Raw genomic sequence first — 20,491 nt, 5'->3', positions numbered from 1 at the left:
TGATAGTAATAGAAATGATTATAAAAAAATTTAAGGACAGGAGTCGATTGCAACTCGAATAACAAATTATAACTCAGTACCTTGTAATGTATAGTAGCGTGTGTTATATTTTGTTTGAAGCTACTGTGTAATGTATAGTACTGATTTAAAATATAAGGAGGACATTAATGAATAGCCAATTTAAAAAGGGTGCATTAGAACTTATCGTTTTACTCATAGTTAAAAAGGATAATCAGTATGGTTATTCACTTGTTCAAAATATATCAAGGTATATGACTATTGCTGAAGGAACGGTTTACCCATTACTCAGAAGATTAGTTAAAAGTGGGGAATTAACTACTTATTATCAACCTTCAACAGAAGGACCATCACGAAAATATTATAAAATTACTAATCAAGGTAATGAACGATTAAATTTATTATTAGATGAATGGGGAGCATTTACAGCAGCCGTGAATCAATTTATTAAGGAGAGTGACGTTAATGCGTAGAACGGAGTATCTTAAAATATTGCATAAACATTTGAAGCATTTAGATGACAATGAACGTCAAGATATTATAAATGAATACGACACGCACTTTTATAGCGGGATGGAAGAGGGGAAGACTGAAAACCAAATTTCAGAAGAACTAGGTGATCCACAACAATTAGCGAAAGAATTAAATGCAAATGCAGCAATAGAAAAGGCAGAAAAAAGTAATAATATTGGTGATGTGAGTCATGCGGTTTTATCAGTAATGGGTTTAAGTATACTCAATTTTTTCGTTATTTTAATCCCTTTTGTAATCATTCTAAGTATTGCATTATCATTAATTGTAACAACACTTAGTTTTATATTTGCACCTATTGCATTATTATTCAAAGGTGCTATAGCAGGGTTTCAAGAGATCATGTTACTTGAAGTATATACGACAGGTATTTTGTTTGGTTTAGGTCTTATATTGTTTGTTTTAACGTACTTGATTACAAAAGGTTTTTACATTTTATGTGTTAAATATTTGAAATGGAATATTAAAGTAGTAAAGGGGAGTGCTACTAAATGAGAAAAGTATTAGTATTTGCTTTTATAATTGGATTAGTCATTACAGTAGTTTGTGCACTAGGGGCAATTAAACAATTTAAAAGTGAACAAGAAAAAGCAAAGGATGTAACAACAAACTTTAATAAGTCATATAAAGAAAGTGATATTAAAGCATTAAAAGTTAATTTTGAGCATAGCAATCTCAAAGTAAAACATGGAGATAAATTTAATGTAACTTCTGAAGGTTCAAATGAACAGACTAAAATTGATGCTCAGATAAATAAAGGTGAATTAAAACTTACAGATAATAATCAGACATCTAATATTAATTTGTCATTTTTAGGAATTAAAAAGAACGACGTTGTTATAACAGTACCTAAACGTTTGGAAGGTATGAAGCTTGATTCAAGTAATGGTTCAATCGATTTAAATAATATTGAAGCAGAGCAAGCAAATGTATATTCAGATGTTGGTGAGCTAACAATTAAAAATTCTAAGTATAATAAACTGGAGACTTCTAGCGATGTTGCTAGTATATTATTAGAGAAGACTATGTATAACCAAGGGGAATTTGAAACGGATACCGGACAGTTAACGATAGAAGATATGCCTATAGATAAACCTACAAATATTGATACAGATACTGGAGATGTTGTGTTGGATTATGGAAAACTTCAACCTAAGAACACACTAATAGACTTTAGTAGTGATATTGGAAATTTAAATATTGAAAATAGTAAATTAAAAAATAAAAAAATTGGTAACGGTGAGAATTTAATTAAGATTATAACAGATACAGGTGATGTGACAATTAAATAGTAAATATTGAAAGTGGAGATAATGTATATAAAATGACATTATCTCTTTTTTGATTTACTATATATATCATATAAAATACCTAGGAAATAAGGAGTTCATTTATGGAACAAACTATGCGAAGTGAAAAACAATATGGTGCCTTAGCGCTATTGCCTTTGGTAATATTTTTAGTGTTATATATAGGTGTAGGAATTACTTTTACCATTCTAGGTAAAGAAGACGCCTTTGATCAATTGCCACGTCATGTTGCAATACTAATAGGTATTGTTATAGCTTGGACTTGTTATGATAGAAAAACAGCCTTTACTAAAAAAGTACAAATATTTACTGAACATGCAGGTAATTCAGGAATAGTAAATTTAGGTCTAATTTTACTGCTTGCGGGTGCATTTTCGACTGTTACATCTGAAATGGGTGGTAAAACGGCTATGGTGAATATGGGACTTTCTGTAATTCCACCAAGTTTACTTATTCCTGGAATATTTATTATGAGTGGTTTTGCAGCATTAACATTAGGTACTTCAACTGGTGCACAAGCCGCTTTTATTCCAGTAGGTGTTGCAGTAGCACAAGCCGCTGATTTGAGTGTTGCAGCAGCTGGTGCAGCTGTTATAGCCGGAGCTTACTTTGGTGATAACTTATCTATAATTTCTGATACTACAATTGCTGCAACTAATGGTGTGGGAGCTAAGATGAGAGATAAATTCAAAATGAATGTCCTTATTGCATTGCCTGCTGCCGTAATTACAGCTGTTTTCTACGCTGTTGTTGGTGGTACAGGTAAAGTGGAGGGGAACTTAAGTTATAATTTTATCAACATTTTACCTTACTTATTTGTATTAATTGCTGCAATAGCTGGTTTAGATGTCATTCTTGTGCTTATTATCGGAATTGTTATGGCAGGCCTTCTAGGTATCATACAAGGTCAGTTAGGTATATTCCAGTTCACAAAAGCTATCGGCGATGGAATGGAAAGTATGTTTACTATCTTTTTAGTAGCCTTTTTAGTTTCAGGACTTGTCGCTTTAATTCGATATTATGGTGGTATAGATTGGATTATTAAAGCAATGAAAGCAAAAGCTAAAGGACGTAAAAGTGCAGAGTATGTAATCAGTTTAATGTCTGGTGTGCTCTCTGCAGCATTATCGCATAACACATTAGCAATTATTATTTCTGCACCAATTGCAAAAGAAATTGGTGATGAATACAAAGTTCCGCCAAAACGTATGGCAAGTTTATTAGATATATTTGCTTGTTGTGCATTAATGGTCTTACCGCATGATAGTGGAATGTTAATGGTAGAACAATACGGAGATGTATCTTACTTAGAAGTATTAAAATATTCATTTTATCCAGTAATATTTGTGATTTGTACTATAATAACAATTCAATTTGGGTTGTTAGATCGTGATAAAAAAAATAAATCATAAAATTTTAGCTACATTGCTAAAGGGGAATCATGACGTTTATTTAGCGAATAATAAGAGGTTGAGACGATTATATGTCTCAACCTCTTATTGAATATAGAGACAAAGTTATTACTGCCAGTATTAATTACGCCAAGTTTCATCAGGGTGCTTCATATCAGATTTTCGCATTCTTGAAACATATGGATTGCCTTGCACAGTAAAACGTAAAGGTTTATTTGTCCATTCACCTTTATTAGGTATTCCTATACGCCCACTTGATTCAATTATTTTAGGATATCTTTTATTTTTAGTATCTATTTGTAAGCGCCCTTCATTGATTTTTGAGCCGTCTAGATGTCTTGGAATGTTGAATGCTTTAGTCCATTTTCCGGGACCATTTGTTAATTCAAATCCTAATTTGCCTCGATTGTGTGACATCGCCTCGACACCTTCTTCAGGTTCTACCGCTCTGATTAATACACCTTCAGGTTGACCGTCTAATTGGGTTACAAAATTAATGAGCAAGTGCGTATGCATAACGTGCGCGTATATAGTGCCACCAGTTTTATATAATGATTCAACTTTGGGTGTTCGCTTGCCATTAAATCCATGTGCTGCACGATCTTTTTTTCCTACATAGGCCTCTGTTTCTACTATATAGCCAGTGTACGTTTGTAATTCGTCGTGATAGATGACACGCACCCCTAACAAGTCTTTGGCAATTGTGACAGTGTTTCGTTGTATAAAATCCATAAATTGCCCTCCAATATATAGTTTGTAAATTTAAATTTTTTTCGATATTTTTTTAAAAAGTTGTAAAATTGTGTTACTACTAAGATTGTATTTTGTTACACTATTTTATGATAAGGTTAGTAGGTTTTTCATATGACCTATTAAAATCTAGTACAAAATAAATCTTATCTTAAACAAATGAAAATGAAAAGAGGGAGATTATGGAGAGGAAAATAGGTTTTGGACAAGCACTTAAATTATATTGGAAAAACTATGTTAACTTTACTGGTCGGTCCCGTAGAAGCGAATATTGGTTTATGGTATTATGGCATATTATTTTCTTGTCGCCTGCAATTGTAATAGGATTTACAGGTCTTTTTATGCTTTTAGCAAGTGCTTCTGGGACTGCTGATTCTACAATAGGGCTAAGCGTGCTTTTATTGCTATTAAGTATAATATATGCGTGTATTTATTCTATAGCTACGTTTATCCCGAACTGGGCCATATTAATAAGAAGGTTCCATGATACAGGTAGAACAATGGTCATGCCGTTAGTTTATTTGGGAATCTCATTGGTTGCTAATGTGGTTAATTTTGTTATTGAGCAAAATGATCCGAATGAAACAAATATAATAACTAGTATTATTCTTATTGTCTTTGGATTGCTTAATCTAGGATTAGGTATTTATATGATTGTCATTGCATGTTTGGATAGTGAAAGAAAAACCAATAAATATGGCAGTAGTCATAAATATGGGCAACATATTCAATCTTCAGACCATACGCAAAGTAATCACTCAAATTCATTCAATACTGAGTCTGTTCAAAATGATGATCGTCATTCACAACAATTTAAACATGATGTTGAGACATTTGATGAAAATAAAAAGCAAGATTACAAACAAGATGACTTTAAATATTAAAGTATAGTTAGTTATGTATTTGAATATAGAAATAAGGGAGTGGGACAGAAATCAATTTTTCTAATATAGATTTCGTAGTCCCACCCCGGCAAGGGTGACTAGGATTGAAAAAAGCTTGATATAATCGCATTTTCAATTCAGTCACCTACTGCCAAATTGAAAACGAGCCTGAGACATCTATTTATGTCCCAGGCTCTTGTTATATAATGCTAAAATTACTAATCAATATATGAAAGTTTGGGATGTGTTTTACCTAATAAGTCATGTAATGACTTATATCTTTGGAATAGTAGTTCATATTGTTTTACTTTTTCTGGTTCTGGCTGTTTACGATAATATATAGGTTGCTTCATTTGTTGCACAGCTTCTTTTAATGATGCATATGCACCACCTACATTTGCACCTAACATTGCAGCTCCTAAAGCAGTAGCGTTGCTTGAATCAATGACTACAATTTCTTTATTAAGTATGTTTGCATAAATTTCAACTAAGAGATTGCTCTTAATTGGAATGCCACCAGCAGCATATACCGTGTGCACTGGGATATTATTATTTTCGAATTGCTGCATAATCATTTTAGTACCAAATGCAGTTGATTCGATATGGGCACGATAAATCATTTCATAAGGTGTCTGTAAAGTTAAGCCAAAAATACTTCCAGTTAAATGACTATCGCTCAAAATACTACGATTGCCGTTATGCCAATCAAGCACTGTAACATGTTGCTCGTCAATGGCTATTTCGCTAGCAAGTTTTTCTAAGTATTCAAAAATAGAAAGTCCTTGTTGTTCAGCTTGATCTACAATTGCTTTTGGTGCAAGTTCTGCAGCGTAATTGAATAAATCACCCACTGCAGCTTGTCCAGCTTCATAAGCATATAATCCAGGGATAATTGCATCTTTTACAGAACCAGTTATCGCAGGAATAGGTTGCTGTTTAGGGTCTAACATAAGGTGGCAAGTACTTGTCCCAATTACTGGCGTAAATTCACCTTGTTCAATTGCACCTACGCCTAATACACCTGAATGAGCATCAATGATATAAGGTGATATTTCAACGTTGGCAGAGAGCCCCCACAATTGTTGATAAAATAAACTCAGATTACCGGCACTTTCGCCGATATGTACTACAGGGGCTTCGCATTTGTTTTTTACAATTTCAGGTAGCTCTGGGTCTACAGCTTCAAAAAAATCATAATTAAAGCCATCATTTTCATTATAAAAGCCTTTAAAACCAATGCCACAATTTGAGCGAATATTTTTATCGGTAAGTAAACTTACAAGGTAATCGCCCGCTTCCATTATATAAGAAGTTTGGTTTAATATTTCGGGCGCTTTATGTTTAACTTCTAATATTTTTGGTATCATCCATTCACTGTTAACACTATGTCCATAATAATCCAACCAGGATGGATTTATTTCATCGCTGACTTCTTTCATTTGTGTTGCTTCATCTTGTGCACCATGATGTTTCCATAATTTTACATAAGAATGTGGGTTATCTTGTAATTCAGGGTTAAGATGTAATGGTTTGAAGTCTTCATCTAAGAACACAATTGTGCAGCTAGTAAAATCAATGCCAATACCAATAACAGAATCTAGTTTAATATTACTATCGTCTAATACATGTTTAACGCCTTCTTCTAAAATTGAAGTATAGTCCTCAGCATGTTGTAAAAAATAGTTGTGTGGTAAAGGATTACCGTTTAAAGATTCGGAGATGGTGCCATGTGAGTATTCTTTTATATAGGTAGAGATAATTTCTCCATTAGATGTATCCACTAAAAACACTCTACCTGAAGCGGTGCCATAATCGATGCCGATACTATAAGTCATGTTGCTATGCCTCCTATTTGTTATTGGTGAACAATAAGTATTAAGTTCTTATTTAAGTTTATGATAGTGCTTACATTATTTAATGTAAAGCTAAGGACATCATGAGTTTTATTGAGTGATACATTTTGTTGAAAATAAATGTTATAGTTTTATAAAATTTAATATTTAAAATGTATGTGTAATAGAATAAATGGTATGATGTGACTAAAGTAATTTCAAAAGAGAGGGGCCCGTATGTCATGTCATTACTTATTGAACATGTCACGAAAAAATATAAAAATTTTACTGCTGTGAATGATATTTCACTTTCGCTAGAAAAAGGGAAAATGTTAGGTTTTTTAGGTAGAAACGGAGCAGGAAAGACAACAACCTTTAGAATGATTTTAGGATTAACGCCAATTACAGAAGGAAAGATAACATATAATGATAAAGTAATTGATAGATCGTTATATAATCGTATTGGTTATTTACCTGAAGAACGTGGTTTACATCCTAAGATGAAAGTGGAAGATGAATTGCGGTATTTGGCTACGTTAAAAGGCATGAAGTCAAGAGACATTACTGAAGCAATTGATTATTGGCTAAATCGATTTAACATTAAAGAAAATAGAGAAAAGAAAATTGAAGCCCTCTCTAAAGGGAATCAACAAAAAATTCAACTTTTAGCAAGCATGTTACACAAGCCGGAGTTATTGATCTTAGATGAACCATTTAGTGGACTTGATCCTGTAAATGTGGAATTACTGAAATCTGCAGTTCAAGATTTAAATGATGAAGGAACAACAATTATTTACAGTTCACACCGTATGGAGCATGTCGAAGAACTTTGCGATAACGTCTGTATTTTAAATAAAGGGGAACTTGTTGTTTCAGGACCTATTGATGAAGTGAAATCAAATCATGGCCATAAACGTGTAGTTATTGAGACAGAACATCAAATGCCTGAAATCGATGCTATTACAGGGGTGATAGATGTAGAAAGAAATAAACGAGAAATTAAAGCGACCATTGAGTCAGAAATGATTGCGGAAAAAATTTATGATGTTGTTACGCGATATGGCTTTGTTAAACGTTTCCAAGTTGTAGAACCATCACTTAATGAAATCTTTATAGCAAAAGTAGGTGATATTCATGAATAAATTTTGGGCTACATTTTCGCTAACTTATAAAAATAAAGTGAAAGCTAAATCATTTATGATATTCACGGCTGTAGTGATAATTCTAATGCTTGGCGCATCAAATATTAATAAAATTATTGATTTATTTGATGATGGTCCAGATAAGGTTGGGGTAGTATCCTCTAATGATGAAATTTATAAAGTTATAAAGTCTCAGGGACATCAACTGGATGAAGGCGCGAAATTTAGTAAAGTATCTGAAAAACAGGCTAGATCACAAGTGGAAAGCGAAAAATTAGATAAAGCTTATATCATTAAATTAAATGATAATAAAAAGTTATCAGGTAAAATTTTAAGTAAAGATACTGTTTCAGAGCAAGATAAACAAAAATTAAAGGCAACATTATCGACGATTCAAACTCAATTTGTAGCTAATAGTCTAGATTTATCTGAAGGGGAACTAAAGCAATTACAAGCCCAAAGTGATGTCTCCTCAGAAGTAATTGCTAATAATGCTAAAAGTTCAAATCTAAGCGAAGCGCAAAAAGGCTTTAATACTGCAATCGTTTATCTTGGTATTATGCTCATGTTCTTCATTATATTTAATTACGCAAGTCAAGTTGCAATGGAAATTGCAACTGAGAAAACGTCACGTGTCATCGAAATGATTATCACAAGTGTATCGCCAGTAACCCATCTCTTTGCTAAAATGGCGGGGGTAATTGCAGTAGCATTAACACAAATTAGTATTTTTGTAATAGTAGGTGTGATATGCTTCTTAACGTTTGACATCAGTGATATGTTACAAGGATTTAAAGTAGAACCCAATGAACTAACGCTTCAATTAGCTGTTGTAGGTTTTGTATCGTTGATTATAGGTGTTTTTTCATATATAATTTTAGCCTCAATTCTCGGGTCAATTACGTCCCGTATTGAAGATATTAATCAGGCATTAATGCCTATGACATTAGTTAGTATGATTGCTTTCTATATCTCATTATTTAGTGTGATGAATCCAGATACATTGCTTGTGAAAATTGTGAGCTTTATTCCGCTTATGTCACCCTTTGTTATGTTTGTTAGAGCATCTACACCAGATGTTGCGACTTGGGAAATTGTGATTAGTGTAGGCTTGTCAATCATAACGATATTTGTATTATTATGGATTGCAGTACGTAGTTATAAAGATACAATTTTAAGTTTTGATAAAGGTTTTGTGAGTTCGATGAAACGTATTTTTAATAAAAAGAATTAATAAACTAAAATAAGAAGCTAGAGCATAAAATTGTTCTAGCTTCTTAAATTTATTTATCCGTATCTAGTAGCTTTAACTCAGATAATATTGAAATAATCGAAAATACATGAAAAAATAGTGAAAAATAGAAAAAACTATAACAATTTTCAATATTGTTTGATAAAATTCAACAATAGTATAGCTAATTATTTGTATAAATTGTTACAATATAAGAGACTTATGTTATAGATGCGAAAATTTTTATATACATACCAATTGATAACTTAATATATTTAACTGGTTGTTTAAATCATAATTTATGGTTGAGGGAAGCGTGAATTATGAAAGAAGGCATACAGTTAAATAGCGCAATGATTAAAGGGTGTGTAACAGTATAGTTTGACTATAAGCGATTTTAGTTATTATTTTCGTAATAGTCCTATATACAATGAAGTCTTTAAATTGCCAAATAATACACTTGAGGCCCTCAAGTTTTGCAATTTTTAGCTTGCATTTGAAATTGATGTTTTATTCATGACAACACCTATCGCTATTAAACGAACTGTGATGGGTTTGAAAGGGAGTAATTGAGGATGTTTGCAAAAGTAGAAAGTCAAAGTAATGGTATTGATTTGATTAAAATCGACAATGAAGACACGAAAATAGTTTTCACAAACTATGGTGCCAGAATTGTTTCATGGAAATATGACGATAACAATATTGTGCTAGGTAATGTAGTTGAAGCAGATGAGTTTTATATTGAAAACCCTTATAACTTTGGTGCTACTGTTGGAAGATACGGTGGTAGAATTGCAAATGCAACATTTGAACTAGATGGTAACAAATACAATCTTGAAGCCAATAACGGCCCCCACAATATTCACGGAGGTCCAAAGGGTTTAGATAAACGCTTTTTTGATTACAAAATTGAAGAGCAAGTTGGCCAAGTTAAAGTGATTTTTACTACAGTTATAAAAAGTGAAGACGACTACTTTCCAGGAGATATAGATTTAGAAGTTGTTCACACATATGATGTTGATCATAAATGGACTATTGAATACAAAGCTATATCTAATAAGAAAACGTTGTTTAATCCTATGAATCATGTATATTTCAATCTTAATAGAGACAACAATGTTATTGATAATCATAGTATTTCAAGCTCTAAATTAGATATGTATACATTGGATGAAGATAATATTGTAGAGAAGAAAGAGCCGATTGACCTAGTAGATATATTTAATGAACAAAACATCCAATTTAAGGATATTTTTAATAGTGAAGATGCATTAGTTAAAGAACAAATGGAACGTTTTGGTGGCGTAGACCATCCGTTCGATATAGGTGGCAATGAGATGACAGTAGAGAACAAACATTTTTTGCTAACTGTTAAAACAGACATGCCTAATATTGTTATATTCACATTTAATGATACAACAGGTTGGCAAAGTGACTTCAATATTTATAAAGCGCACTCTGGCTTTACTTTAGAAACGCAATGTATTCCAAATGATATCAATTTATTTGGAGATAAAGCGCCATCTATATTAGAGGCGAATCAGCCATATTACTCTAAAACATCATATAAAATTTCAGAGAAATGATATAGTTTACAATGAGTCGTGATTGGTATATTAAGGTATTTTACTTTAGTCTATAAATCAGAAATAGGGAGTGGGTGTTAGAAATCAAATGTTATATTTGATTTCCGGCCCGCTCCCTTAATTATTTTTCAGCTTTTTTAGCTCGTGTTAAAAATCTTTCTAGTTTTGATATTCTTTCTTCTGTTAAATATGGGTTTTTTAAAGCATATGTTAAGCGCTCAATATTTTTATTATCACTATAATAGATTTGATTTAAGTCAAAAACTGAAAGTAATGTTTCGTTATTGGCTTGTTTAACTAACTCTAAATTTGAATCTTCTTGAACATAACCTTCTTTTAAAACTCTAAAATAAAAACCAGTCTTTCCAGAAGTGGACATACGCTTAATTAAATTGGGGATTTTATACTTTTCTTGAATTTTCCAACATGGCTCTCTAATCTCTGAAACTTCTAAGATTGCATTACCTAATTTGAATTGGTCTCCAAAATGTACATCTTTTTCGTCCAAATCAGAGACAGTGATATTTTCGCCAAACATCGCATATTCTGGAAGTACTGACACATCGTGTTCCCACAGTGAATAATTTTTCTTACTGTAAAGACAAACAGCTTTATTAGGGCCACCGTGACCTTTATATTCTTGTTCATCTTCAACGAATCCATTCTTTGATAGCCACATGCTACCGGCAAATTTCTTTTTATTTAAAGCTGAGCGCATTTGTCGTTTAGTACTATAAGGTAAATCTTCAACTTTACCTGTTGAGATAGCTTCTAAAGTATAAATCATCATTTTGTACCTCCAGATAGTTAATAAATATAATTTTAAAACAATATAATGAATATGCAAGTAAAGATATAATTTACTCTGGAAAATGATTTGAACTATGTATTTTAATGAATCTCATGTACAATAAGGATAAAAGTACAGTATAAAAAGGGGAAGCATTATGGATAAGAAACAGTTGAAAATAAGTACATTTAATGATGCATTAGACCAAATCAAAGACGGTATGATTGTTGGAATTGGCTCTGGATCAACAATTGAATTGCTTGTCCCAAAAATTGCAGAGAAACTGGAACAAGAACAAATTAATATAACTGGTGTTTGTACCTCCAATAAAACTGCATTAATTGCAAAAGAATTGGGGATACGTGTGGTTGATGTTAATGATGTCGAAGTAATTGATATTGCTATTGATGGCGCTGATGAGATTGATAACAACTTGAATTTGATTAAAGGTGGCGGCGGCGCTTTATTTAGGGAAAAAGTCATTGATGCCATGGCTGATAGATTTATCGTTTTAGCGGATGATAGTAAATGTGTGGATTATCTTGGTCAAACGTTTAAATTACCTGTTGAAGTTGATAAATTTAATTGGTTGCTCGTGTCTAAAAAAATAAAAGCATATGATAATTTAAAGGTCATACGTCGCATGGTAGATGATGTACCATTTATTACAGACAATGGTAATTATATATTGGATGTTGATTTAAATGAAAATATAGAATCTGCCGAAATGCACGAATATTTAATACACCTCGTAGGAGTCTTAGAAACAGGGTATTTCTTAGATGTTGCAAATCAAGCAATTATTGGAACGAAAGCTGGAGTTAAAATTATTAATAAATAATTTTTGTCTCTCACTTCACTTAATTTTAATAATAATAAAGATTAAAATTGTTCATGTACTTAATGCTTGATTAAAGATAGTCATAATATAAAAACAAGAGCTAAGACATTAATGTCTTAGCTCTTGTTTTTATATATTAACGACGGTGACCACGTTTACTCTTTAAATCAAATGGTGAGCGTTGGTTACTGTTGTCATTGTCGCTTGGGTTGTCATCTTGTGCTTTAGTCTCTTGCACATTCGTGTCATGTTGACGCGGTGATGCATCTTTAGAGTTTGAGTGTGCTTTTTCTGTTGATGCTTCAACAGCACTATTAGTATGACCGTTTTCTTTATTATTATCTTCTTGTGGTTCGTTATGATGTGCCATTGCATCAGATTCTCTTGAATCAGAAGAAGGTGTATTTTCTTTAATGATATTAGCATGGCTATTATCTTCTTCTGTATCAATTGTGTTCTCTTCTGTATAGTTAGAATCTGCTGTTGTGTCATCGTTAGTATGATTTTGTACTGCTGTTGTCGAACCGTGTGCCACGGAGTCGTCTGAGATTGGTTGTTGCTGATGGTTCTCATTTTGATTAATCTCATTTACAGTAGCAGAGCTATCATCTTGATGTTCTCTATGCTTAACGTCATCAGTATGATTTTGATCATCTTCATTAACATGATCAAGATAGTTGTTTTCTTCAACTTCATCTAAGTTTCGTTTTGTGAAGAAATAAAGAATTACACGGATGATTAGATTAATTAAAATGTATACAACTGCTACCGCAACTGTAGACAATGCAATTACTTTCATAGCAAAAACTTCACCTAATTCTTCATTAAATAAGAAGACAAGTCCAAATGACATTGACGCATGGAAAATTGTTGCGATATAAACTGTACGTCCTTTTGTAGCACGAATCAATTCCCCAGCAATCATTGAAAAGGCAAACGAGTAAAGGAAACTATAAATTGCATAATCAAAACTAAAGGCAATATTAACGTTCCATATAGAATACATAAAACCAACGATAATAGAGGCGAAAAATGTATTCATTTTGTTTTCAACGATATTTTGTAAGTATGAACGGAAACCAAGTTCCACAAAGAATGCCATTACAATTTGTCCAATTATGATAGAAAGGATTGAAACAGATAAGTCTTTAGTTTGTAATAGAACAAAACTATCAGCAAAGATGTTAAAACTTACCATAGCAATGATAAAAATAAGTAATGGTAACACAAGTGCTAAAATGACACGTTCGATTACTTTTAAATCAATAGTGAGTTTTAAGCTCGCTAATTGTGTACGTTTTTGTTTGAAAACGATAAGACAAATTATAGTAGCAATTAATGGCGCTAAGGTACTCATGTCAAAGACAAAGCTCTTAAATGGTACTGTACTTTGAAAATCTTTAAGTATAATCGGTAATGCATAGGCTATAATGAAGAAAATAAATATCATCATTGCCCATTGAAAACCAGGTATACGTTTTGTATTCATTATGTAACCTCCAATAGGGTTTCGGAAAATCATTCGTTCTTAATTATACATATTTATAGTCGAGAAATAAATTAAATTAAAGATTTATCATTGAAATGTAATAGTTTTACATTATCTAACATCTAATTGAAATAATTTTTGGCAATTTTTTAAATTATCATGTGGGCAATTGGGTAAAGATAATTATAAATTGAATTGGTTAAAATGTAAGCGTATACTTTAAGTGGTAGTTAAGTAATTAAAGGAGGAGAATTATGTATAAACTAGCACAACGTGATCTTTGGACAGGCAGAATAGATAGTGAAACAGATGAATCGCAATTTAGACATTTTCAAACGATACAGTTTCGCAATATTGAGGACGACTACAATGAAACACGTCAAGGTGTAGGTTTATTAGGCTATGCAGTAGATAAAGGGGTCGAACTTAATAAAGGGAGAACAGGTGCTAAAGATGGGCCTGATGCAATTAAAAAAGTGTTTGCTAATTTACCAGTAACTAGAAAATGTAACGTATATGATTATGGTAATGTAGAACATGACCATCAAACTTTAGAAGAAACACAAGAAGAGTACGCCCATTTCGTAGCCAAATCGATTAAAAGACATAAACAAACATTCCTGTTAGGGGGCGGGCATGATATTGCATATGCGCAGTATTTGGGAACACGTGAAGCTTATCCAGAAGCATCGATTGGTGTTATCAATATAGACGCTCATTTTGATACGAGAGAAGCAGAAGGTTCCACATCTGGTACAAGCTTTAGGCAAATATTAGAACAGGACGAAAATGTTGATTATCTTGTATTAGGTATCCAACAAGGCGGTAATACACAAGCATTATTTGATTATGCTGAAACTAAAGGTATCGGTTATGTTTATTCGGAAGAATTACTGCATCAAATTTCTCCTCCAATTAAAGATAAAGTAGAACGTTTTATTCATGATCATGATGTCATCATGTTTACGATATGTATGGATGTTATTGATAGTGCATTTGCACCAGGTGTAAGTGCTAACGGTGTTCTAGGCTTATTTCCACATGTTGTACTCGAACTATCAAAACGTATTATACCGAATGAAAAAGTTTCAACAATAAGCATTGCTGAAACTAATCCTAAATATGATGTCGATAATAGAACAGCCAAATTATCAGCAAATTTCTTCCACCATTTTATTCTTTAAAATTCCAATAGTTTATACATTGGTCAATGAAAGAAAGCACGCGTTCAGAGTGCTTTCTTTTTTTTAGGTAATTGATGTAAATAGAGCGACTTAACATCGGGCGAATATCTATTGCATCTAAGTCTCGTGCGTTAAAAGATTGATAATAAACGCGTGGAATAATTGCATAGCCCAATCCTCTATGGACAAAGTTGGTTGCCGCTTCGAAGCGATCAGCTTCAATAACTATATTTGGATGCATATTCATTCGGTTAAAATAGTCATCAAGATGTTTACGCACTTGGGAACCTTTCGTAGGCAAAATAAGCGGTAAAGACGTAATTGATGTCGTTCGTTTATATGGAAATGCATTTTTGGGTGTAATTAATACATAAGACTCTTCATATAATGGTATGGAAGTTATATCTTCATGAATGATTTGCTCGTTTGTGAAAGCGAGATGATTTTCGAAATTAATAAGTAATTCTATAATCTTAGTCTGATCATGAATTTCTGAAATTAGATAAGTCTGGTCTGCGTTGTGCTTTTTATGTGTTGCCAACACTTGAGAAATCCATTGATTTGTAGATTCTAAAATAGAGATTTTGATTTTAGGCACATGTCCCATATTAAGATCATACATTTTCTCAATTGTTTGATGATAATTTTGTATGAGTTGTAAAGCATAGTTATAAAAATGGATACCTTTTTCGGTGATTTTAATATCTTTAGTAGTTCGCGTAAATAAATCATAACCTAAGTCTGATTCCATCTTTTTTATCGTAGTAGTCAGTGATGGCTGACTAATATGTAAAAAATTAGCTGCTTTCGTAAAGCTATTGTATTTTACTACTGCTACAAAATATTCTAATTGAACAATCTTCATATCTTAGACACCTCTAAAAATCTTATTTATAGTTTTAAGTTATTAATAATTAGTTTATTTATATTGGTAGTCTATATAATAACATACTATACTGTGAAATATAGAGGGAGGCGTACTTTCATGTAAGGGGCGTGAAGTACATGTGGAAATTTTTCGTTTATAGTCTTATTGGTATTATATTTTTCTTTGTACCAATTACTATTAGCGATCAATCAACGATTATGATTGATCATATCGTACAGTGGATATCGAAATTGCTTAATCCAATTTTACCGTACTATGTATTGATTTTAATATTGATTGGAGCAGCACATCCATTTATCAATAAGAAATGGAATAAGTCTAAAACAGATATAGTCTTTAGTTTGTTTAAAGTCATAGGGGTATTTATTGCTTTTATGGTGTTATTTGATTTTGGGCCTGATTTTGTATTAACAGAAAGTATTGGACCATTTTTATATGAGAAGTTGGCAATACCTTTAAGCGTATTAATTCCTATAGGTGCAATATTCTTATCCTTTTTAATAGGATTTGGATTACTGGAATTTATTGGTGTTATTTGTAGACCGATAATGAGACCTATTTTTAAAACTCCAGGAAAATCAGCTGTAGATGCTGTTGCTTCATTTGTAGGTAGCTATTCGATAGGTTTATTAATTACAAATAAAGTATATAAAGGTGGGGGATATACGCACAAAGAGGCAGTAGTAGTTGCAACTGGGTTCTCGACGGTATCTGCTACTTTTATGATTATCGTAGCAAATACACTAGGTATTATAGAATATTGGAACCTTTATTTTTGGTTTACTTTAGCAGTGACATTTATTGTAACTGCAATAACGGTACAAATCCCACCTATAAGAACAGAAAAGACAACGACGTATCAAGACCAACCGTACAAAGAAGAAATTCGTAGAGATATGCCATTATTAAAAGAATCATGGTTAGAAGCTAAGATAGCTGTCAAAAATTCGAAAACTTTGATAGAAAATGTAATAGAGAATTTGCGTGACGGTGTAGTAATGACGATTGCTATTTTACCATCTATCATGTCGATAGGATTTTTAGGATTAATCATCGCGGAATATACACCAATTATTGAATATATTTCTTACATTTTTTATCCGATTATAAGTATATTTCCTGTAAGTGATGTTGCGGTTTTAGCACAATCTTCAACAATCTCTATAGTAGAGATGTTATTGCCAGCAGCAATAGCTCAAAGTGCAGATTTAGCGACAAGATTTACAGTGGCAGTCATGAGTGTTTCAGCCATTATATTCTTTTCAAGTGTAGTGCCAGTAATTTTATCGACGGAAGTTAAAATATCAGTCGGTAAACTAGTAATAATATGGTTTGAAAGAGTGATATTCACATTACTTATTACTATTCCATTTGCATTATGGATATTTTAAAAAAAGGAAAATTTTATTAAATTAAGGAGTGACTTTCATGAGAAAAATAGTAGCAAAAAAAGGTTTAGACATTGAGTGTAAAGGTTGGGAACAAGAAGCGGTTTTAAGAATGTTATATAACAACCTTGATCCTGAAGTAGCTGAACGTCCAGAAGACTTGGTAGTATATGGTGGTATAGGAAAAGCAGCTAGAAATTGGGAAGCATTTGAAGCGATTGAAGATACATTACGTTCATTAGAATCAGATGAAACAATGTTAGTACAATCAGGTAAACCTGTTGCTGTATTTAAAACACATGAAGAAGCGCCACGTGTATTAATTTCTAACTCAGTATTAGTTCCAGAATGGGCAAATTGGGATCACTTTAACGAATTAGATAAAAAAGGGCTAATGATGTATGGACAAATGACGGCAGGTAGTTGGATTTATATTGGTTCTCAAGGTATTGTTCAAGGCACTTATGAAACATTTGGTGAACTTGCCAATCAACATTTTGATGGTAAATTGAACGGTACAGTAACACTAACTGCTGGATTAGGTGGTATGGGTGGCGCACAACCACTTGCAGTTACAATGAACGGTGGTGTTGTAATTGGTGTAGATGTTGATGAAACACGTATTGATAAGCGTATAGAAACACGTTATTGTGATGTGAAAACACATGATTTAGATGAAGCGTTACGTTTAGCTGAAGAAGCACGTGATAAAGGTGAACCACTTTCTATTGGTTTAGTAGGCAATGCCGTTGATACACATAAAGCCATTTTAGATAAAGGTTTTAAAATTGATATCGTAACGGACCAAACAAGTGCCCATGATCCACTAAATGGTTATGTACCACAGGGTTATTCATTGGAAGAAGCCCAAGCAATTCGTGATAAAGATCCAAAACAATATGTTAAAGAATCTCAATCTTCTATGAGAAAACATGTTGAATATATGCTTGAATTCCAAAAAAATGGTGCTATTGCATTTGACTATGGTAATAATATTAGACAAGTGGCATTTAATGATGGATTAGAAAATGCATTTGATTTCCCTGGATTTGTACCTGCATATATTCGCCCGTTATTCTGTGAAGGTAAAGGTCCTTTCCGCTTTGCAGCTTTAAGCGGAGATCCTAAAGATATTGAGCGTGCTGATAAGGAAATGAGAAAAATCTTCCCAGACAATGAAAAATTAATTCGTTGGTTAGATTTAGCTCAAGATAAAATAGCATTCCAAGGCTTACCATCACGCATTGCTTGGTTAGGATACGAAGAACGAGCCAAAATGGGCTTAGCGCTAAATAAATTAGTACGTGACGGTGAAATTTCTGCACCAATTGTTATTGGACGTGACCATTTAGACTCAGGGTCTGTTGCAAGCCCGAACAGAGAAACTGAAGGAATGAAAGACGGCTCTGATGCTGTTGGTGATTGGGCAATCTTAAATGCATTAATCAATACTGCAGCAGGTGGTTCATGGATTTCATTCCATCACGGTGGCGGTGTTGGTATGGGTTATTCGTTACATGCTGGTATGGTTGTTGTTGCAGATGGTTCTGAACGCGCAGATAAACGTTTAGGACGTGTACTTACTACGGATCCGGGTATGGGTGTAGTGAGACATGCTGATGCTGGATATGAATCTGCAATTGAAGTAGCAAAAGAAAAAGGCATAAAAATCCCAATGATTACAGGTAAAGGAGACAAATAATGAACGATTTAATCATTCAAAACATAAAAGAACTTATTTTACCAAAATCAACTGAACGTCCATTAAAAGGAAAAGAATTAGATGAGCTAAATATCATTGAAAACGGAACTGTCGTTGTAAAAGATGGCAAAATAGTTTATGCAGGTAATCATACTGATGATTATGAAGCGAATGAAATTATTGATGCAACAGGAAAAGTAGTTTCACCGGCACTTGTTGAAGCTCATACACATCTTGTGCACGGAGGGTCACGTGAACATGAAATGTCACTTAAAAGGCAAGGTGTTTCATATTTAGAAATTCTTGAACAAGGTGGAGGTATTTTATCTACTGTTGAAGCGACTCGCAAGGCTACTGAAGACGAATTGTTTGAAAAGGCAGAGAAGAATCTGTTAACTATGATTGAGCATGGCGTGTTAGCTGTAGAAAGTAAGAGTGGATATGGTTTAGATAAAGAGAACGAACTGAAACAGTTACGCGTATCTAATCGTTTAGCAGATAAATACAATTTAGATATGAAGCATACTTTCTTAGGACCTCATGCAGTTCCTAAAGATGCGCAATCAAATCAAGCATTCTTGGAAGAAATGATTGATTTGTTACCTGAAGTTAAACCGTACGCAGATTTTGCTGATATATTTTGTGAGACAGGTGTATTTACTATCGAGGAATCAAGAAAATATATGCAAGCTGCTAAAGCATTAGGATTTGATGTGAAAATACATGCTGACGAAATCGATCCATTAGGTGGACTCGAGTTAGCCATTGATGAAGGTGCAATTTCTGCAGATCATCTTGTTGCTTCAAGTACAGAAGGTAAAGCAAAATTAAAACAAAGTGATACTGTAGCTGTATTACTTCCGGGAACAACATTTTATTTAGGTAAAGAAACATATGCAGATGCAAGAGGCATGCTAGATAATGATGGCGCGATTGCAATTGCAACAGATTTTAACCCTGGTAGTTGTGTTACCAATAATTTACAACTTGTAATGTCTATTGCTGCGCTAAAATTAAAATTATCACCAAATGAAATTTGGAATGCGGTAACGGTAAATTCTGCAAAAGCAATAGATGTAGATGCTGGAACAATTAATGAAGGAGATAGAGCAAATATTGTAATTTGGGATGCACCTAACCATGAATATATCCCATATCATTACGGTATTAACCATGCAGAAACAGTAATTAAAGACGGCAAAGTATTAGTAGATAATAAAATTAAATTAAAAGGTTAATATAATTTTTCTATCAGTCTGGAACATCTTTTGATGTTCCAGATTTTTTAGAACCACTTCTCAATTTATTGAGTTAGTGGTTCTTACACATGAGCAAGTGATCAGGTGGACCAAGTCCACTTCTCAATTTATTGAGTTAGTGGTTCTTACACATGAGCAAGTGATCAGGTGGACCAAGTCCATTTCTCAATTTATTGAGTTAGTGGTTCTTACACATGAGCAAGTGATCAGGTGGACCAAGTCCATTTCTCAATTTATTGAGTTAGTGGTTCTT

Annotated in this window: 18 protein-coding genes; 13 read left to right on the top strand and 5 right to left on the bottom strand. The window is 32.9% G+C overall.

Going from position 1 to position 20,491, the window contains the following annotated elements:
• Nucleotides 1-167: 167 nt before the first annotated feature.
• The 4 genes from ACSUE0_RS12810 (at nucleotide 168) to ACSUE0_RS12795 (ending at nucleotide 3,271) form a co-directional block, all read left to right on the top strand.
• Complete coding sequence (locus tag ACSUE0_RS12810; RefSeq protein WP_119614525.1) at nucleotides 168-491, top strand: PadR family transcriptional regulator; 324 nt, start codon at nucleotides 168-170, stop codon at nucleotides 489-491.
• Entirely contained in the window at nucleotides 484-1,044 is a 561-nt protein-coding gene (locus tag ACSUE0_RS12805) for an HAAS signaling domain-containing protein (protein ID WP_119614526.1), read from the top strand. Before ACSUE0_RS12810 ends, ACSUE0_RS12805 begins: the two co-directional genes overlap by 8 nt.
• The gene (locus tag ACSUE0_RS12800) at nucleotides 1,041-1,841 is read left to right on the top strand and encodes a DUF4097 family beta strand repeat-containing protein (RefSeq protein ID WP_119614527.1); all 801 of its coding nucleotides are present in this window, start codon (nucleotides 1,041-1,043) and stop codon (nucleotides 1,839-1,841) included. Before ACSUE0_RS12805 ends, ACSUE0_RS12800 begins: the two co-directional genes overlap by 4 nt.
• Before the next feature lie 101 nt (nucleotides 1,842-1,942).
• A complete protein-coding gene (locus ACSUE0_RS12795) occupies nucleotides 1,943-3,271 on the top strand; it encodes a Na+/H+ antiporter NhaC family protein (protein WP_436957629.1) in 1,329 nt (442 codons plus the stop codon).
• A 120-nt stretch (nucleotides 3,272-3,391) separates the two neighbouring features.
• Here the strand turns inward: ACSUE0_RS12795 and ACSUE0_RS12790 are convergent, their stop codons facing one another.
• The gene (locus ACSUE0_RS12790) at nucleotides 3,392-4,003 is read right to left on the bottom strand and encodes a DNA-3-methyladenine glycosylase (protein WP_119614529.1); all 612 of its coding nucleotides are present in this window, start codon (nucleotides 4,001-4,003) and stop codon (nucleotides 3,392-3,394) included.
• A gap of 200 nt (nucleotides 4,004-4,203) precedes the next feature.
• Here ACSUE0_RS12790 and ACSUE0_RS12785 point away from each other — a divergent pair, with 200 nt between their 5' ends.
• Nucleotides 4,204-4,905 (top strand): DUF805 domain-containing protein, encoded by a 702-nt coding sequence (locus ACSUE0_RS12785; protein WP_119614530.1) that lies wholly within the window; start codon nucleotides 4,204-4,206, stop codon nucleotides 4,903-4,905.
• 218 nt (nucleotides 4,906-5,123) lie between these two features.
• Here the strand turns inward: ACSUE0_RS12785 and ACSUE0_RS12780 are convergent, their stop codons facing one another.
• Nucleotides 5,124-6,740 (bottom strand): ribulokinase, encoded by a 1,617-nt coding sequence (locus ACSUE0_RS12780; protein WP_436957627.1) that lies wholly within the window; start codon nucleotides 6,738-6,740, stop codon nucleotides 5,124-5,126.
• Between the two features lie 239 nt (nucleotides 6,741-6,979).
• Between ACSUE0_RS12780 and ACSUE0_RS12775 the strand changes: the two genes are divergently transcribed.
• The 3 genes from ACSUE0_RS12775 to ACSUE0_RS12765 all read left to right on the top strand — a co-directional run bounded on the left by ACSUE0_RS12775 (nucleotide 6,980) and on the right by ACSUE0_RS12765 (nucleotide 10,696).
• On the top strand, nucleotides 6,980-7,879 hold the full coding sequence (locus ACSUE0_RS12775; protein ID WP_119614532.1) for an ABC transporter ATP-binding protein: 900 nt from the start codon (nucleotides 6,980-6,982) through the stop codon (nucleotides 7,877-7,879).
• Entirely contained in the window at nucleotides 7,872-9,113 is a 1,242-nt protein-coding gene (locus ACSUE0_RS12770; RefSeq protein ID WP_436957625.1) for an ABC transporter permease, read from the top strand. The genes ACSUE0_RS12775 and ACSUE0_RS12770 overlap by 8 nt, the downstream gene beginning before the upstream one ends.
• A gap of 572 nt (nucleotides 9,114-9,685) precedes the next feature.
• A complete protein-coding gene (locus ACSUE0_RS12765; RefSeq protein WP_119614534.1) occupies nucleotides 9,686-10,696 on the top strand; it encodes an aldose epimerase family protein in 1,011 nt (336 codons plus the stop codon).
• Between the two features lie 121 nt (nucleotides 10,697-10,817).
• Here the strand turns inward: ACSUE0_RS12765 and ACSUE0_RS12760 are convergent, their stop codons facing one another.
• Nucleotides 10,818-11,483 (bottom strand): MOSC domain-containing protein, encoded by a 666-nt coding sequence (locus ACSUE0_RS12760; RefSeq protein WP_436957703.1) that lies wholly within the window; start codon nucleotides 11,481-11,483, stop codon nucleotides 10,818-10,820.
• Between the two features lie 157 nt (nucleotides 11,484-11,640).
• Between ACSUE0_RS12760 and ACSUE0_RS12755 the strand changes: the two genes are divergently transcribed.
• On the top strand, nucleotides 11,641-12,327 hold the full coding sequence (locus ACSUE0_RS12755; RefSeq protein ID WP_182475157.1) for a ribose 5-phosphate isomerase A: 687 nt from the start codon (nucleotides 11,641-11,643) through the stop codon (nucleotides 12,325-12,327).
• A gap of 136 nt (nucleotides 12,328-12,463) precedes the next feature.
• On the opposite strand, the gene ACSUE0_RS12750 is transcribed toward ACSUE0_RS12755, so the two are convergent.
• The gene (locus ACSUE0_RS12750) at nucleotides 12,464-13,816 is read right to left on the bottom strand and encodes a CPBP family intramembrane glutamic endopeptidase (protein WP_119614109.1); all 1,353 of its coding nucleotides are present in this window, start codon (nucleotides 13,814-13,816) and stop codon (nucleotides 12,464-12,466) included.
• A 254-nt stretch (nucleotides 13,817-14,070) separates the two neighbouring features.
• Here ACSUE0_RS12750 and hutG point away from each other — a divergent pair, with 254 nt between their 5' ends.
• The gene (gene hutG / locus ACSUE0_RS12745) at nucleotides 14,071-15,000 is read left to right on the top strand and encodes a formimidoylglutamase (RefSeq protein ID WP_107551827.1); all 930 of its coding nucleotides are present in this window, start codon (nucleotides 14,071-14,073) and stop codon (nucleotides 14,998-15,000) included.
• Here the strand turns inward: hutG and ACSUE0_RS12740 are convergent.
• Nucleotides 14,990-15,865: a LysR family transcriptional regulator gene (locus ACSUE0_RS12740; protein WP_017722834.1), complete on the bottom strand. Its 876-nt coding sequence runs from the start codon at nucleotides 15,863-15,865 to the stop codon at nucleotides 14,990-14,992. The genes hutG and ACSUE0_RS12740 overlap by 11 nt on opposite strands.
• Before the next feature lie 140 nt (nucleotides 15,866-16,005).
• Here ACSUE0_RS12740 and ACSUE0_RS12735 point away from each other — a divergent pair, with 140 nt between their 5' ends.
• Genes ACSUE0_RS12735 through hutI form a run of 3 tightly spaced genes read left to right on the top strand, consistent with a single transcriptional unit; the run spans nucleotide 16,006 to nucleotide 20,217 of the window.
• The gene (locus ACSUE0_RS12735) at nucleotides 16,006-17,280 is read left to right on the top strand and encodes a YjiH family protein (protein WP_119614107.1); all 1,275 of its coding nucleotides are present in this window, start codon (nucleotides 16,006-16,008) and stop codon (nucleotides 17,278-17,280) included.
• A 37-nt stretch (nucleotides 17,281-17,317) separates the two neighbouring features.
• Nucleotides 17,318-18,979, top strand: coding sequence for a urocanate hydratase (hutU, locus tag ACSUE0_RS12730; RefSeq protein ID WP_436957621.1), 1,662 nt, complete (start codon nucleotides 17,318-17,320; stop codon nucleotides 18,977-18,979).
• Nucleotides 18,979-20,217 carry an imidazolonepropionase gene (gene hutI, locus ACSUE0_RS12725; protein ID WP_436957619.1) on the top strand — a complete coding sequence of 413 codons (1,239 nt, stop codon included), beginning with the start codon at nucleotides 18,979-18,981 and terminating at the stop codon, nucleotides 20,215-20,217. The genes hutU and hutI overlap by 1 nt, the downstream gene beginning before the upstream one ends.
• The last annotated feature ends 274 nt before the right edge of the window (nucleotides 20,218-20,491 follow it).

Source organism: Staphylococcus sp. AS1337 (genome assembly GCF_051408735.1).
In the GTDB taxonomy this organism is placed as follows: domain Bacteria; phylum Bacillota; class Bacilli; order Staphylococcales; family Staphylococcaceae; genus Staphylococcus; species Staphylococcus xylosus_B.
Note: the sequence above shows the minus strand (reverse complement) of the source record. Positions and strands in the feature narration are given on the sequence as shown.